Origin of the sequence: Streptomyces sp. NPDC056347 (assembly GCF_042262625.1) — a bacterium.
Lineage (GTDB): Bacteria > Actinomycetota > Actinomycetes > Streptomycetales > Streptomycetaceae > Streptomyces.
Genome location: NZ_JBHJQP010000090.1, coordinates 16,364 through 31,392 on the forward strand (window position 1 = coordinate 16,364; position 15,029 = coordinate 31,392).

Annotated in this window: 16 protein-coding genes; 6 read left to right on the plus strand and 10 right to left on the minus strand. The window is 73.3% G+C overall.

What is annotated here, in order from left to right:
* Positions 1–33 precede the first annotated feature (33 nt).
* From ACFCV8_RS21100 to ACFCV8_RS21115, 4 genes are all read right to left on the minus strand, one after another.
* Positions 34–537, minus strand: a complete 504-nt coding sequence (locus ACFCV8_RS21100; RefSeq protein ID WP_376686921.1) for a type II toxin-antitoxin system Phd/YefM family antitoxin — start codon at positions 535–537, stop codon at positions 34–36.
* A 69-nt stretch (positions 538–606) separates the two neighbouring features.
* On the minus strand, positions 607–927 hold the full coding sequence (locus ACFCV8_RS21105) for a 4a-hydroxytetrahydrobiopterin dehydratase (protein ID WP_376686922.1): 321 nt from the start codon (positions 925–927) through the stop codon (positions 607–609).
* A gap of 85 nt (positions 928–1,012) precedes the next feature.
* Positions 1,013–1,594, minus strand: a complete 582-nt coding sequence (locus tag ACFCV8_RS21110; RefSeq protein ID WP_376686923.1) for an HD family hydrolase — start codon at positions 1,592–1,594, stop codon at positions 1,013–1,015.
* A 12-nt stretch (positions 1,595–1,606) separates the two neighbouring features.
* Positions 1,607–2,725 carry a helix-turn-helix domain-containing protein gene (locus ACFCV8_RS21115; RefSeq protein WP_376686924.1) on the minus strand — a complete coding sequence of 373 codons (1,119 nt, stop codon included), beginning with the start codon at positions 2,723–2,725 and terminating at the stop codon, positions 1,607–1,609.
* A 131-nt stretch (positions 2,726–2,856) separates the two neighbouring features.
* Between ACFCV8_RS21115 and ACFCV8_RS21120 the strand changes: the two genes are divergently transcribed.
* From ACFCV8_RS21120 to ACFCV8_RS21145, 6 genes are all read left to right on the plus strand, one after another.
* Entirely contained in the window at positions 2,857–3,153 is a 297-nt protein-coding gene (locus ACFCV8_RS21120; protein ID WP_376686925.1) for a hypothetical protein, read from the plus strand.
* Between the two features lie 335 nt (positions 3,154–3,488).
* Positions 3,489–4,022 carry a hypothetical protein gene (locus tag ACFCV8_RS21125; protein ID WP_376686926.1) on the plus strand — a complete coding sequence of 178 codons (534 nt, stop codon included), beginning with the start codon at positions 3,489–3,491 and terminating at the stop codon, positions 4,020–4,022.
* 51 nt (positions 4,023–4,073) lie between these two features.
* Positions 4,074–5,084 (plus strand): hypothetical protein, encoded by a 1,011-nt coding sequence (locus ACFCV8_RS21130; protein WP_376686927.1) that lies wholly within the window; start codon positions 4,074–4,076, stop codon positions 5,082–5,084.
* A gap of 21 nt (positions 5,085–5,105) precedes the next feature.
* On the plus strand, positions 5,106–6,440 hold the full coding sequence (locus tag ACFCV8_RS21135; RefSeq protein WP_376686928.1) for a Dyp-type peroxidase: 1,335 nt from the start codon (positions 5,106–5,108) through the stop codon (positions 6,438–6,440).
* 17 nt (positions 6,441–6,457) lie between these two features.
* Positions 6,458–7,336 (plus strand): bile acid:sodium symporter family protein, encoded by an 879-nt coding sequence (locus tag ACFCV8_RS21140; protein WP_376686929.1) that lies wholly within the window; start codon positions 6,458–6,460, stop codon positions 7,334–7,336.
* A 138-nt stretch (positions 7,337–7,474) separates the two neighbouring features.
* Entirely contained in the window at positions 7,475–8,074 is a 600-nt protein-coding gene (locus ACFCV8_RS21145; RefSeq protein ID WP_376686930.1) for a DUF6058 family natural product biosynthesis protein, read from the plus strand.
* Positions 8,075–8,148: 74 nt separating this feature from the next.
* Here the strand turns inward: ACFCV8_RS21145 and ACFCV8_RS21150 are convergent, their stop codons facing one another.
* The 6 genes from ACFCV8_RS21150 to ACFCV8_RS21175 all read right to left on the minus strand — a co-directional run bounded on the left by ACFCV8_RS21150 (position 8,149) and on the right by ACFCV8_RS21175 (position 14,880).
* Positions 8,149–8,964, minus strand: coding sequence for a sugar phosphate isomerase/epimerase family protein (locus tag ACFCV8_RS21150; RefSeq protein WP_376686931.1), 816 nt, complete (start codon positions 8,962–8,964; stop codon positions 8,149–8,151).
* 46 nt (positions 8,965–9,010) lie between these two features.
* A complete protein-coding gene (locus ACFCV8_RS21155) occupies positions 9,011–9,634 on the minus strand; it encodes a GAF domain-containing protein (RefSeq protein ID WP_376686932.1) in 624 nt (207 codons plus the stop codon).
* Positions 9,618–10,508 (minus strand): S8 family serine peptidase, encoded by an 891-nt coding sequence (locus ACFCV8_RS21160; protein WP_376686933.1) that lies wholly within the window; start codon positions 10,506–10,508, stop codon positions 9,618–9,620. The genes ACFCV8_RS21155 and ACFCV8_RS21160 overlap by 17 nt, the downstream gene beginning before the upstream one ends.
* A gap of 3 nt (positions 10,509–10,511) precedes the next feature.
* Entirely contained in the window at positions 10,512–13,745 is a 3,234-nt protein-coding gene (locus ACFCV8_RS21165) for an adenylate/guanylate cyclase domain-containing protein (RefSeq protein WP_376686934.1), read from the minus strand.
* Positions 13,746–13,849: 104 nt separating this feature from the next.
* Positions 13,850–14,050, minus strand: a complete 201-nt coding sequence (locus ACFCV8_RS21170) for an aroma-sacti cluster domain-containing protein (protein WP_376686935.1) — start codon at positions 14,048–14,050, stop codon at positions 13,850–13,852.
* The gene (locus ACFCV8_RS21175) at positions 14,047–14,880 is read right to left on the minus strand and encodes an iron-containing redox enzyme family protein (RefSeq protein WP_376686936.1); all 834 of its coding nucleotides are present in this window, start codon (positions 14,878–14,880) and stop codon (positions 14,047–14,049) included. Before ACFCV8_RS21175 ends, ACFCV8_RS21170 begins: the two co-directional genes overlap by 4 nt.
* Positions 14,881–15,029 lie beyond the last annotated feature (149 nt).

Below are 15,029 nucleotides of genomic sequence, written 5' to 3' on the forward strand. Positions count from 1 at the left end.
GGCGGCCGGGCGCGGTACCCGGCCGCCCCGGGCTCAGAGCTCGCCGACCGGTGGCTGCCGCGCCAGGAACTCCTCGAACGCCGCCGCCTGTTCGGGGCTCATGTATGACTGGCGCGCGTGCATGGCCCGGTCCATGAGCCATGCCACGTGCCCCGCGTCCAGCTGCACGGCCACCACCGCCCCGTCCCGCACGAAGCTCACCCGCCGGCCGTCGGCCCGTACGTACCGGACGTACGGGCCGTACTCCAGCGGATCGGCCCGCGGCTCCGCCCGGAGCCGGCCGACGTCCCACCTCGGCCCGTCCCCTTCCTCCCCTTCGCCGTCCCGAGGCGCTGGTTCGGGCAGGGGAGGCTCGGCGCGGGCCCAGTGCTCCAACTCGGCGACTTTCCCCGCCGGTAACAGCACGCTCACCGGCACACCGTGCTCGGTGAGCACGACGCGTTCGCCGGTGGACTCGACGAGCGAGACGAGACGCCCGTAGTCGATGGGGTCCGGGGCGTACTGACGCTCGACAACGATCTTCAAGTCATCATCCATGGGCCAGGACGCTACCGGGCGCCACTGACGGTGCGGCCGTGCGACCGACCGCCGACGGCCCGGGGGTGATCAGTCGGCCACCGGCACGGCGCCGTGGGCCGCCGCGATCCGGTCGATGCGTCCGGCGAGGTCGAAGTCGGCGTCGGTCAGCCTGCGGCCCGCGTCGTGCGTGGTGATCCCGAACCGGATCCGGTCCCACCGCAGGTCGATGTCCGCGTGGTGTCCGACCATCCGCTCCACATCGGCGACATGCACGATCATGGCGACGCCGCCGTGATGCCGGATGCCGAAGGACCGGGTGATCTCGTTCCCCACCCGCGACCAGCCGGGCAGCTTCCGCAGTCGCATCTCGATCACGTTGTCCGTCAGCGGCACCAGTGCCTCGGCCATGCTCGGCTCCTCTCGATCAGGGGCTCCAGGATCCATGAGCGTTCCGACCCGGCGGGAGGGAGGGGCGGTCTCGTGCCGGTCGTGGTCAGACCTCCTTCTCTCCGAGGGTGGTTCGCAGCCAGTCCAGAGTTCCCTGCTCCAGGAGCTCATCGGCGAGGCGCCGCCCGGTCTCGGTGGCGATGCGGGCCCGGCTGTTGTCGATCCACCTCTGCGCGTTCCCGTAGCCCTGCGCCTTGTACTCGATGCCCTGGAGCATGCACTCCAGCTTGTCCGCGTCCCTGGCGCACACAGCCTCCGGCGATTCCCCGCCCTCGTACTCGGCGACGAGCTCCCGGATCGTCGACGCGAGCGCCTCCGGCATTCCGGCCGTCTGGTCCGCGGTCACCGCCTGCGGGTCACCGGCAGGCGCGTACTTCTTGCCGACATGGTTCACGTCCCCGGTGCGGGTCTCCTGGGTGTCGTGCCACACGGCAAGGAACGCGGCCCGCGCCGGATCCGCGCCTTCCAGCTTCGCGACGACCGAAGCGATCAACGAAGCGCGCCACGAGTGCTCGGCGACGCTCTCGGGGTCGCGGACCCCCGCCATCCACCAGCCAGTACGGCGCGTCTGCTTGAGCGTGCCCGCTTCGTACAGGAAGCGGCCCACCGCGGACAGGTCGTCAGCCACGGCCTTCTCCTCTCACGCCTCGGCGAGGCGGATCGCGTACCGGATGCCCTCCAGCTCTCGGCGTGCTCGCGTCGAGAGCTCCCGGCTATCCAACAACACAGGGAGGGATGCGCGTAGCTGGTTCCCGATCGGGGCTCCAGGACGGAGCAGGTTTGGTCGGGCGGCGAGGAGAGACCAGAGAGTATGGACGCTCAGATCGAAGAAGCCATGGCTGAGAGTCATGCCTCGTACGAGGTGGCGCATCAGCTTGTCGCCCGGCCACGGGCCCGGGTTCGCGGCGGCAATGAAGTCGTCGGACAACTGAATGTTCGGCGCCTCGCCGATCCAGTACGCCCAGTAGTTGAGGTTTGCTGCCTCACCCGCGTCGTCGTCGGCAAGCGTCGTGGTGATGAAGTGTTCCATGCGGTCTCGGTCGCCCTGCCTGGCGGCGACAGCCGCAACCGAGCGAGAGTTGAGCCAGGTGGCCAGCCAGCCGTCGGGGCGCTCGGTTCGCTGCTGCTGAGCCAGCCACTCGGAAGTATCCGGGGCGTCGTCGTACCCAGCCAGATAGAGGGCTTGGCGGCGTAGCAGAAAGTGCTCCTTGCCGTGTGATTTCTCGGCGGCCGACCGCATGCGAGAGAAGAAGCGTCTGCGTTCGGAGGCGTGGAGTTCCGGGCCGCGCGGCACAGGGCCCCGGCGAGGTCGCGGTGGCTCGGGCAGCGCTTGCAGTGGTGTCGGAGGCACGCCGTTGAGTGGCCAGGACAGCACCTCGACCAAGTCGCGCTGCATCACCCATGCGCCGATCGGACTGTCGTCGGCGGCCGTGTCCTCGTCGAGGACACCGGCCAGCAGCACGTCTGCTTCCAAAGCCCGTTCCAAGGCTGAGAGCAGGGTGGGTGCGCTGCCCAACTGCAAGAGCTGGTGGCGGTACAGAAGCATGTGCCCGACGGGCAGAGCCGTCAGAGGCCGACGTCCTGACTCCCATCCTGCGACGGTGTCGAGCGAGACCCGGAGCTGCTCCGCGAGCGTTTCCTGCGTGTGACCCAACTGCTCGCGGACGAGACGGAAAACATACCCGGACACTGTGCCTCTTCGGCTCCTTTGTGTCGTCCCCCGACCGCTGGTCAGGGTATTGCGTAGTCCGGTGTCCATCGCGTCCTCCTTGCCTGCCGAACTCGACCGGGCACACGTACCCGCAGTCAGTTCAAGGGGCAGCCGCCGCTCCATACCGTCGTATTCACAGTGATGGCTTGGCGACTCAGGGTAGTGGAAGGAGTGTCGTCGTGACGATGACGATCAAGGTGTATGAGGTTGACCGGCATGGCTTCACGACGCGCGTCGTGAAGCCCAGGGCGGAGGTCATCCCGGTCGATTTCATTCCTGTCTGCCAGGCGTATCCGGTGTGCCGGTGCAAGCGGTGCACCGGCACGACCGGACGGTGCGACTGGCACAAGGGCCCGTCCGGCACCGCCGTCCTGGTCGATGCCGTCGACGAGGAGGCGGGTTCCGCCGTCCCCCGGTACGCGTGTGCGCCGTGTCGGGAGCAACGGGGGCTCCGTCCGGTGTCCGGGCAGCGGTGACCGAGCCGGTTCGCGGGGTTCTTGCGCCCGGGTGCCGGGTGGGGATGCACGAGGAATGCCCGGGGCCGGTCGCCGTGAGAGTCCGTGGTGTCGTCGTCGAGCGGCTTCGCTGCGCCTGCGTCTGCCATGCCCGTACTGGCCCGGAAGGCGAGGAGCGGTCCGGTCCGGGCGGGCCCGGGCGGGCGGTCCGGCCCGCCCCCGCTGCCCCTGCCGACGCCGCCGAGGAGCCCGGACCCGTGCCGGATCCACGAATCCTTCCCCCTCGCTCGGCAGGCGCGCCCGGTCGTGCGGCGGGACGATGGGATCGTCCCGGCCAGTGGGCTGGAGGTGCGGACATGGAGATCAGGCCTCGGGCGGTCGCTCTCCCCAAGGAGACGGACCATCTCGAGCAGGGAAAGTACGGGCCCGTCTTCCCGAGGACTCCGGCCTGCTACGGGTTCACGATCGTCGCGCGGGTCAAACCCGGCCACGCCGGGGCGATGCGCGCGTACGGTTCCGCGCTGGCCGAGGCGCTGGAGGAGGATCCGTACCTGCTGGCGCCGTTGAAGCTGCACTACCTGCGGTGGGTCCTCTTCGACGACGACACGCGCTTCATGTACCAGGGGATCTTCGACACCGACTTCGACAAGTACACCGAGGACGCCATCGCGCTGTTCTCGAAGGCGGGTGTGAGCACGGCGTTCGAGCACCTCGAGGGGTTTCCCGAGGACTGGCGGACCAACCCGGAGGCGTTCATCGGATTCGTCCGCGAGCACCACTGTCCGAGCTTCATCGAGTACGGGGAGTATCCGTATGTGACGGCGGACGAGATCAAGAAGGCTCTGCGGATCAAGAGCGCTCTGTCCGAGATGCTCGATCAGATGCAGTGAAGCAGATGCAGTGCGGCAGACGCAGTGCGGCAGATGCAGTGAGGCCGGGCCATGAGTGAGGCCAGAACAGCACGGGTCTACAACCAGCGGCACGTTCCCCGGGCGTACACACCCGCCGGACGCCGGGTGAGCGTCTACGTCTCGTGGAGTTATCCCGCCGAGGCGGGCCGCAACGCGGCCGAACTGGACAACCGGTTCTCCACCCTGACCGAGGTGCGCCGGGTGGCGTGGCCCGCCTACGAGGATCCGAGGTGGTCGGACCCGTACCAGTTCCAGCAGACCATCGCGGGATCGCTGGAGCTGTTCTTCTGGGCGTGGGTGCCGTTCCAGGATTTCGTCGAGGAGACCACCGGACATCCCGTCCCCGTCTACCAGCGCATCGACCAGGCCGGTTTCCACACCCCGCTCGACGAGCGGGTGCTCGACGACACGGACGTCCTGTTCGTCTTCGGGCTGGACCACATGATCACCGAGCAGGAGGCGCGGCCCGGGGAGATCGAGGCGCTGCGGGCGTTCCTGACGAGGGAGGACGCGCGTCTGGTCCTGGGGCCCCATCACGACGTCGGCGCCTCGGACGACCTGTCCGTGCGGGAGGTGGAGTACCGCCACCACGGCGACCCCCTGGTACCGCGCCAGCAACGGTTCGCCACCTACGTCCGTGATCTGATGAAGGGCCTGGGCATACCCGTCGTCAACCGGTACGGGCTGCGCCCCGCCACCGGCGAGGACCATCGGATCGCCCCTCTGACGACCTTCGGGGACCTGGACGAGAAGGGGTGGCTGAACGGGGTCACGAACTTCAACTTCCATATGCACCTGCCCCACTACGCGGTGACGGCCGATCGGCCGGACACCATTCACGTGCTGGCCCGGCAGCCGATCGACACCTCACGGCCCCACCCGTTCACCGAGGACGGGAACACCGAGTTCAACATGTTCCTGTGGATGCCTCCCGGCGGCGACCGCGCGGCCGATGTGCTGCTGGCCGACTCCACGATCTTCAGCACGCTCTTCGGTGCCGACGACAGCCTGCGGAACTTCTGGCACAACCTCGTCTCGTAGCGATGCCGCAGGGAGGCCCGCATGAGCGCACCCACGGACGTCACGCTCGAACTCGACGACATCCAGCGCGGAGTCCTCAGCCCGCGCCCCACCCCGTACGCGGCGACGTACCTGGTCTTCCGCATCGACGACCGGGACCAGGGCCGGGAGCTGATGCGGCGCGCGGGTACGGCGGCGACCTCGGCCGCCGACACCTCCAGCCCCCTCGGGGACACCTGGGTCAGCGTCGCCGTCACCCACTGGGGCCTGCGGGCCCTGGGGGTGCCCCGCTCCTCGCTGGACTCGTTCGCCTGGGAGTTCCGGCAGGGCATGGCGGCCCGCGCACGGGCACTGCACGACGAGGGAGCCAGCGCCCCGCGGCACTGGGAGGCGCCGCTCGGCACCCACGACGTCCATGTGGTGATCGCGGCGGTCGCCCCGGACCCGCCGCGCCTGGAAGAGGCCGTCGACCGCGCCCGGTCCGCCTACGACCGGCTGCCCGGCGTGACGGCGATCTGGCGGCAGGACTGCTACGCACTGCCGAGCGAGAAGGAACACTTCGGCTACCTCGACGGCGTCAGCCACCCCGCTGTCGAAGGCAGCGGCATCCCGGGGTCCAACAGGCTGGAAGTACCCCTGAAAAGCGGAGAGTTCATCCTGGGCCGCCCCGACGAGCTCGGCGGTTCCGCCGCGCCGGAACCGGCCGTGCTCGGGCGCAACGGCAGCTACGCGGCCTTCCGCAAACTCCACCAGGACGTCGCGGCCTTCCGGCGCTACCTGAAGGACAGCTCCACCACCGCCCAGGACGAGGAACTGATCGCCGCGAAGATCATGGGCCGCTGGCGCGGCGGAGCCCCGCTGGCCCTCGCCCCCGAACACGACGACCCCGCCCTCGGGGCCGACCCGCTCCGCCGCAACACCTTCTTCTACGAGCAGGAGGACCCGACGGGATTCACCACGCCCAGGGGCTGCCACATACGCCGGGCCAACCCGCGCGACGCCTCGGTGGCCGGGGAGGTACGGCTGCACCGCATGATCCGGCGCGGCGCCGTCTACGGCCCACCGCTGCCCGACGGGGTGCTGGAGGACGACGGCGTGGACCGCGGCCTGATGTTCGCGTTCATCGGCGCACACCCCGGACGGCAGTTCGAGTTCGTCCAGTCGGAGTGGATGAACGACGGTGTCTTCTTCGGCGACGGCCACACGAAGGACCCCGTCGTCGGAGCCGCGGACGGGCAGACCCGCTACACCGTCCCCCGCCGGCCCGTGCGCCGCCGCCTCGCTCCGCTGCCGCGCTTCGTCGTCACCCGTGGAGGCGAGTACTGCTTCCTGCCGAGCCTGAGCGCCCTGCGCTGGCTCGGTGACCTCCGCGACTGACGGGGCGGACGAGGACCATGGGCACCCTGCATCTCGTTCTCAACGCCGTCACGGTGATCTTCATCGCGGCCACCATGTTCGCCGCCGGGCTGCGGGCCACCGTACCGGCGCTGCGCGGCGTCCTCGCCGACGTTCCGCTGCTCTCGCTGGCGCTGGTCGCCAACATGGCCGTCGTCCCGCTGCTCGGCTGGGGCATCGGCGCACTGCTCGGCCTCCCCCCGGCCGCCTTCATCGCCCTCGTCCTGATCGCCTCGTCCCCGGGCGGCCCCTTCGGAGCGAAGCTGGCGACCGTACAGCGGGGGGACGTCGTCGCGGGCGCGGCGATGCAGGTGCTGCTCGCCTCCCTCGGCAGCCTCACCTTCGCCCCCACCGCCAACGCCGTCCTCAAGGCCGCCGACATCGGCACCACGGTCTCCCTCGAGGTCGGCGCGCTGGTGCGGACGGTGGCACTCCTGCAGCTCGTCCCCTTCGCCGTCGGGCTGCTCCTGCGCCGCTACGCCGAACCCACCGCCCGGTCCTGGCACCCCGCGGCGGCCTCCGTCTCCAACATCACCTTCCTGATCGTGCTGACGGGCATGCTGCTCGGCAACTGGCACGACGTCGTCGGCCTCTTCGGCTCACTCGCGCTCCTCGCCGGTTTCCTGCTCGGCATCCTCGCCTTCGCCGCGGGAACACTGCTGGCCAGCGGCTCCGCCAGACGCCGCACCACCATGGGCGGCGTCGCCTCGGTACGCAACGCCGGTCCCGCGCTCGCCGCCATCGGTCTCGCCTTCGGTGACCAGCCCACCGTCCTGGGCGCCCTCGCCGCGATCCTTCTCAGCGGCCTGGCGGCGGCCCTCCCGGTCTCCGCGCTGCTCAGCAGGCGCAGGAAGGCCCCGGACGCGGCCGCCCCCTGAGACCGGACCGCGTCGGGGCGGGGCGTCCTCGTGCCGCCGCGGCCTCCATCGACGGTTCGGTGAGTGCCGAACCGTCCGGTCGGTAGCGTGCCGAGTCCTGTGCGGGAGGTCCGCGCAGGTGGAAACGGAGGCTGCCCGATGCCGGAGACGGATCTGAAGCAGCGGATCGGCGAGCGGTTCCGTGAGGTCAACGGCGACCATCCGATGACCGGGGCCGATGACGCGTATGTCAGCGCGCGGTTCGTCGCCCTGGAGAAGCTGTGCGCGGTCCGTGGCCGCGACGCCGACGAGGTCCGCCGGCTGATGCTGGGGCGGCGGCTGCCGCTTCCGGGGTATCTGCGCTCCGACGGCGCCGAGATGGTGCCGGGCGACCTGTTCGCCCTCGCCGACGAGGCCGGCGGCGTGGAACTGCTCGAAGCGTGGTTCACCGCGCACTGGGCCGACCCGGTCGCCGGGAAGGCGGAGTGGGACGCGTATCTCAGCGGGCAGTACGTGTGCCTGCACTCGGTGACCCCGGCCGCCATCCGGCGCAAGGACCACCTGACGGCCGCGATCAGTGCCTCGGAGGACGAGCCGGATGCCGGTTCCGTGCCGTGGTCCGAGCGGCTGCACGCGCTGGTCGACGAACTCGACGTACTGGAACCGGAGTTCACGGCCTACGACCGGCTTCGGTTCGGCGGGCCCACGTCCCGGGACACCTGCATCGACGCCGTGCGCGCCCGCTTCCCGCGCCCGTGACCGCGGGAGCGTGCGCGGGCCCGGGAGCGTGCGCGGGCTCGGGACGGGGGTGTGCGCGGGCTCGGGGGCGGGGGCTACCGCACCGCCCGCAGCAGGTACTCCCGGCCCGCGGCCAGCAGGTCCGGCAGTTCCGCGGCGTGCGGGTGCCAGCGCTTCTCGTACTCCCAGCAGACCCAGGCGTCCGGGCCGTCCGGGGCGACCGGGCTGTCCGGGGCGACCGTGTCCAGGGTGGCCAGGCAGGCCGTCAGCGGCAGGACACCGGTGCCCAGGGGCAGCGGTGTGGTGTCCTCGGCGGAGGCGATGTCCTTGACCTGCACGTAGCCGAGGTGCGGGGCGAGCACGGCGTGGCTGGCGGCGGGGTCCTCGCCCGCCAGCCAGGTGTGCATGACGTCCCACAGCGCGCCGACCGAGCCGTGCCCGACCGCGCCGACGACCCGGGCCACGTCGACCCCGGCCCGGTGCGAGTCGTGGGTCTCCAGCAGGACGCGTACGCCCCGGTCGGCGGCGTGCGGGGCGGCGGCGGCCAGGCGGCGGGCGGCGTTCGCGTCGGCCTCGGCGGAGGGCAGGCCGCCGCCGCCCGGGAAGACCCGGACGTTCCGTGCGCCCAGGTCGTGCGCCAGGTCCACCAGGCCGGCCAGCTCCGCCAGCACCGGCGCGTCGGCCCCCTCGGCGGCGGCCCGTACGTATCCGGCGACGGTCAGGATCTCCACGCCGCCCTTCCCGAACTCCTCGGCCACGGCGTCCCGTTCGGCCTTCGAGAGGCCCGGGTGCACCGGCTCCTCGGGGTGGGCGCGCAGCTCCACCCCCTGGTAGCCGTGGCCGGCGGCGAGCCGGACGACATCGGCGACCGGCATCCCCGGCACTCCGAGGGTCGAGAAAGCGAGCTTCACGTGGGTGGTCCTTCCGGCGTGGTCCGGCCGCCCATCCGGCCCGTGCTCAGCAGGGCTCCCGGAGCAGCTGCCCCAGACTATCCAGCAGTCTCAGCGCGTCCGCGCGTTGCCGCGGCCCGAGCCGCCCGGCCGGCTCCGGCGTCCCCGTACCGGCCGACGCGTACGCCGCCATCCGCAGCGCCGCCGCGGCCTGCCGGGCGAACATGGCGAGCAGGTCCAGCTCCCGGATGTCGGTGCTGGCCCGGGGCGACGGGTCGAGGACCTCCAGCACCCCGAGCACCTGGCCGTCGCTGATCAGCGGCGCCGCCATCAGGGCGTTGGGCACGAACTCGGTGGACTCGGCGAGCGAACGGTCGAACGAGGAGTCCGTGCTGAGATCGTCCACCACCATCGGCTCGCCGGACATCGCCACCCAGCCGGCGATCCCCCGCCCCGCCGGGAAACGGCGGCCCACCAGGAACTCCTCGCCCTGGCCGGAGACCGCCTGGAAGACCAGCTCGTCCGCCTCCTCGTCCAGCAGGAAGACCGAACTGGCCGCCGCGCCGAAGATCGCGCGGGCCACCTCGACGACGGACTGGAGCAGCTCGCGGCGGTGCGGCTCGACCGGCCGGTCCGGCTCGGCCGACGGCACCGCGCCCGTGGCGGACACCGGGTCAGTTCTCGGGGGCATCGTCATCACAGACCTCTCCTGGCGAGGTGGAGTGCCGCGGACCGAACCGCACATTGGCCGCGGAGAGATAAAGGGCGTTCTTGAGCTGGAAGGCCGTCATCCGCGGATGGGCCGACAGCAGCCGCGCGCACAGCCCGCTGATGTACGGGGTCGCGAAGCTGTTCCCGGTGGTACGGATCGACGCGCCGCCCAGCCAGGGCACCGTCACGTTCTGGCCGGGGGCGAAGAACTCCACCGGCGGATCGGGGTTGTAGAGGTGCAGCTCCGGGTCCGCCTCCTGGTGGCTGCCGACCGAGATCACCGAGGCGAACCGCCACGGATAGCTCTCCACCGGCGAGTTGTGCGCCGAGGCGACCACGACCGTACGGTTGAAATAGGCGTGGTCGGCCAGTGCGTGCAGCTCCTCGGCGAACCGGGCGCGGGTCGTCGACAGCGACAGGTTCACCACGTCGAAGCCCTGCTCGACCGCCCAGCGCAGCCCGGCCAGCAGTACGTCCCCGGTGCCGGAGAACCGCTCGCCCAGCACCCGCACGCTGTACAGCTCGCACTCCGGGGCGGTCCGCCGGATGATGCCCGCGCAGGCGGTGCCGTGCCCGCAGGAGTCCCCGGTGCCGGTGGGCCGCACCTCGGTCGTGCCGGCCTCCGGATCCTTCACCACCACCCACGATCCCGCGACCGGGCCGACGCCCGGATGGTCGCGCTCGACGCCCGAGTCCACCACACAGACCCGCACGCCCCGCCCCGTACCCGGTACGGCCCCGGCACCGTGCCCGGGGCCCGGGTCCGCGAGGACCGTTACGTCGTCGGGGCCGCGCCCGCGCAGGCTCCAGGTCAGCCCGGGGCCGGGCCCCGGTGCCGTGTCCGTGGTCGTCATGGCTCAGCTCATCTCCGTCGTCGCCGCCACCGCTCCCGCGGCGAGCCGTGCGGCCCGCCGCTCGCCCGGCAGATGTCCCTTCCCGGCGAAACCCTCCCGGGCCTCCCGGGCCGCCACCGCCGCGCCCGCCGGATCACCCAGCAGCACCAGCGTCCGCGCCCGGTCCAGCGACGCGGTGGCCCGCACCAGCGGGGAGTCGGTCAGCAGGGAGTCCCGTACGGCACGGTCCGCGTGGTCCACGGCCGCCGCCGCGTCCCCGGACCCCGCCGCCAGCCGGGCCCGCAGCCCCGCGAGGTCCACCCGGTCCGCGTGCGGCAGCGGCCGGGCGGACCCGATCCCCGCCAGCCACGGACCGGCCTCCCCGGGCCGGTCGTCGTCCAGCAGCAGCCGGGCCGCCTCCAGCGCTATCGCCGGGCGCAGCGACCGGGCCCCGGCGCGCTCCGCCGCCTGGTCCGCCCGGGCCAGCAGCTCCAGGGCCGGTCCGGTCCGCCCGAGCAGCCCCTCCACCGTCGCCCGGAACACCGGCAGGAAGACGGCCGCCTCCGCGTATCCCAGCTCCTCGGCCAGCGCCTCCGCCTCGGCCAGGCACTCCCCGGCCCGGTCGGCCCGGCCGTGCAGCGCGTGGAGCACGGCCAGCGGGCAGTTCAGCGTGGTCCGTACGGTGGGACGGCCCGCCCCGTGCGCGGCGAGCAGGTCACGGCAGCGGTTCACCGCCACCGGCACCGGCTCCGGGCCGCGCCACAAGGAGATCCCGATGGCCCCGAGCGCGGCGGCCCGCTCCGGCTCCGCCTCGGCCCGCACCGCGTGGTCCAGGGCCAGGGTCAGATCGCGGTCGGCCTCCTCGTGCCGCCCGGCCAGCTGGAGCCGTTGCGCGAGCCGCAGCCGGGCGCGGGCCTGCCCGACCCAGTCCCCGGCGGACTCGAAGAGCGGCAGCACCGACCGGGCCGTGGCCGCCACGCTCACCGCCGCCGGGTCCAGCACCGCCAGCGCGAGCCGGGCGTGCGCGGCCTCCACCGGCGCGGTCGAGATGGTCAGTACCCGCCGCAGCAGCCGCTCCCCGTCCTCGGTGCGGCCGAGTGCCAGGCGCACCTCGCCGAGCCGGCGCAGCGCCGGGGCCGCCGCCGGGTCACCGGCCGGGTGCAGGTCCACGGCGCGCTCCAGCAGGCCCTGGGCCCAGTGCAGATCCGACCGGGCCAGGGCCTGCGCACCGGCCGAGCCCAGCGCGGCGGCGGCCCGTACCCGCAGCGCGGCGGCCCGGTCGTCGAAGAGGCCCAGCTCGGTGCGGTACCGGTAGGCCCGCTCCAGGTGCCCGCCGACCGCCGCCTCGCCCGCCGCCGTCACACTGGGCAGCTCCGACGCCCAGGCGTGCCGCTCGGCCTTGGCCCGCTTCGACAGGGAGGCGTACGCCACCTCCTGGACCAGTCCGCTGCTGAACCGGTGGCGTCCCGCAGCCGGTTCGCCGTCCGGGGCACTCTCCACCAGCCGGCGGCCGCGCAGCCGGGCCAGCGCGCGGGCGACCAGGCCCCGGTCGTCCTCCGCCGCGGTCCCGTTCTCCGTCTCGCGCGCCGCCCGGGTCAGCCGGACCAGCTCCGGCGCGGTGAAGTCCCGGCCGACGACCGCGGCCAGGTCCAGGGTGGTGCGCTCGGCCCGCTCCAGCGCGCCGATCCGGGCGCCGAGCAGCGCCTGGAGGGTCGGCGGGAGCGTCCCGTCCCGCGCGACCCGTGTCTCCCGCGCGTCCGTCGGCGACGGTCCTACGGGGACGAGGAGCTGTTCCAGGTAGAGCGGGTTGCCCTCGGCCCGGTCGTACAGCTCACGGTCGTACGCGTCGGGTGCGTCGTAGGCGTCGTGCGCGTCGCGGGTTTCGTACGGGCCCGGGGCTCCCGGGGCGGTCAGGGCGCGGGCCAGGGCGGCGGCCTCGGCGGGCGGCAGCCCGGCCAGCGGCAGGACCTGCGCCGGGCCGGCGGCCGGGGTGTCGGCGTCGGGCGGCCCGTCCGGGCGGCCCGGGCAGACGACGAGCCCGCCCGCCCGGCCCAGCGGCCCGGCCAGCCGGTTGACCGCCCGCACCAGCAACGGGTCGGCCCAGTGCCAGTCGTCCAGGACGAGCAGGACCGGCCGCGGCCCGCCGGCCCGGGACAGCACGGTGATCAGCGCGGCGCACATGTCCTCGAACGGGGCGTTGGGCGTGCCGTCGTGCAGCAGCCCGCCGCGCAGCAGCGCCCTGGCGTCCGCCACCGCCGCCCCGGCGCGCCCCGGCACCCCGTCCAGCGCCTCCCGGGCGACGGGCGAGCCGAGCACCTCCCGTACCGCGTCGGCCAGCGGGGCCAGGGTGCCGTGGTCGCCGTAGCTGCGGCACCGCCCGGTGCCGGTGACGGGCCGTCCGGGGCCGCCGAGACCGGTCAGCCACTCGCGGGCCAGCCGGGTCTTGCCGGTCCCCGCGTCGCCGACCAGCCGGACCAGCCCCGGGCCCGCCCCGCGCACCGTGCGCGCCAGCGCCTCGTCCAGCGCGGCCAGCTCCGCGGCACGGCCGACGAACGGCACGTCGAAGCGGCGCAGCAGCTCCGGGTCGTCGGCCCCGAGCGCGACCAGCCGGTACGCGTGCACCCGGTCGGTCTTGCCCTTCAGCCGCAGCGGGCCCGCCTCCTCCACGACCACGGTCGGACCGGCGGCCTGCAGGGTCTGCGGGCCGATCAGGATCTCGCCGGCCGCGGCGTTCTGCTCCAGCCGGGCCGCCACGTTCACGGTCTCGCCCGAGACCAGTGCCTGACGGGTGCTCGCATCCGAACTGGCCACCACCTGGCCGGTGTTGACGCCGATCCGGATGTTCAGCCGGATACCCAGGGTGGCTTCCAGGTCGGTGTTGAGCTCCGCGAGCGCCTCGCGCATGCCGAGTGCCGCGGCGAGCGCCCGCCGCGCGTCGTCCTCCCGCATCACCGGCACCCCGAACACGGCCATCACGGCATCGCCGATGAACTTCTCCGGGGTGCCGCCGTGCGCCTCGATTCGCTCGCTCATCACCGCGAAGTAGCGCAAAGTCACGGCGCGCAGGGTCTCCGGGTCCAGCACCCCGGAGAGCGCCGTGGAGCCCACCAGATCGCAGAAGACCGCGGTGACCAGCTTGCGCTCGTCCTCCGGCGCGGGGGTCGGGGACGGGGCCGCGGGGGAGGGGCACGGGGTGCCGCAGGACGGGCAGAACCGTGCGGCGGCGGGCAGTGCGTGCCGGCAGGCGGGGCAGTTCATCGGCGCTTCCTCTCTGCTCTGCTGGGGGGTGTCCGGCCACGCCCGGCCGGACACCCCTCGGTGCCCCGTCCTTCCGGACCGGACACCCCGTCGGTCCGGTCGCCTCAGAAGAGGGCGCCGCCCGCGATCTCGCCGTGCGCCTGCACTTCCGGCCCCACGGCGTCGAGCCGGCTCTTGATGTCGAGCAGCACGGTCAGCTCCTCCGGCGCGAGGTCGTGGAGCACCTGGCGCTGTTCGTCGGTGAGCAGATCGACGGCGAAGCCGGCGCCGTACAGCACGGCGAGCCGGTCCGGTGGTTCGGTCATGTCGGGCCTTCCCTCGGGACGGGCCGCCCGGCTCCCCGCACCGGCGGCGCCGGTCCGGTGCGCCCGAGCCGGACGAACAACTGGGTGAGCGCGTCCGTGGTGTGCAGGGCGCTGACGGCGACGGCCGTCTCCTGGCCCCGCGACAGCTCCAACCGGTCCAGCAGCGCGAAGAGTTCACCGGTGTGGCCGTCGTCGAGCCGCGCGTGCTCGTGCACGGTGCGGAAGGCCGGGGCGGGCAGCCCGGTCGTACGGGCCAGCCGGGGCGCGAGCCCGGCGGCCGGGGCGTGCCCCTCCAGGACCGCGATGTAGCCGAGCAGTGCCACCGGGTGGTGGTGCTCGATCCAGTAGTACTGGGCCCCCGCCAGGGAGGCGACGAGCGGCGGCGGCACCGGGTCCAGGGCGGCCCGGGGGCTGCTGCCCGCCGCCGTCAGGTCCTCCAGCAGCCAGACGTCGTGCTCGGCCTCCTCCCGGATGTGCCGCTCCAGGTAGGCGACGAGCGGCGCCCCCAGCGGATCGCCGCGCCGGGCCAGCAGCCCGGCCCGGTCGGCGGCCCGCTCCATCAGCGGCACCGACGCCCGGATGACCGTGTGCATCGCGCACAGGTACGCCCGGTAGCGCGGCAGCAGCCCCTCGGGCCGCCATAGCGCCGCCGAAGCGGACCGCAACGCCGGTTCGGCGAAGGCGAGTTTGACCCGCAGCCGCTCGGAGGCGGGCAGCCCGCGCCCGTCGCGGCGGGCCCCCGCGAGGTGCGGGATGGCGGGGTTCACGGCGCCCGTGGGGCTCGCGGGGATCGCGGGGTCCATGTGGTTCGAGGCGTTCGCGACGTTCATGACCGGGCGCCTTCCGCCGCCGTACGCGGCTGCCGCCCGGTGCCCGGACCCGCCGTCACCAGTTCGGCGTACGCGGCGCAGCCGTGGCGTCGTACCAGCGCCACCGGGCCCTGCTCGCGCTGGCGGCGGGCGGCGGTCAGGTCGAGCGG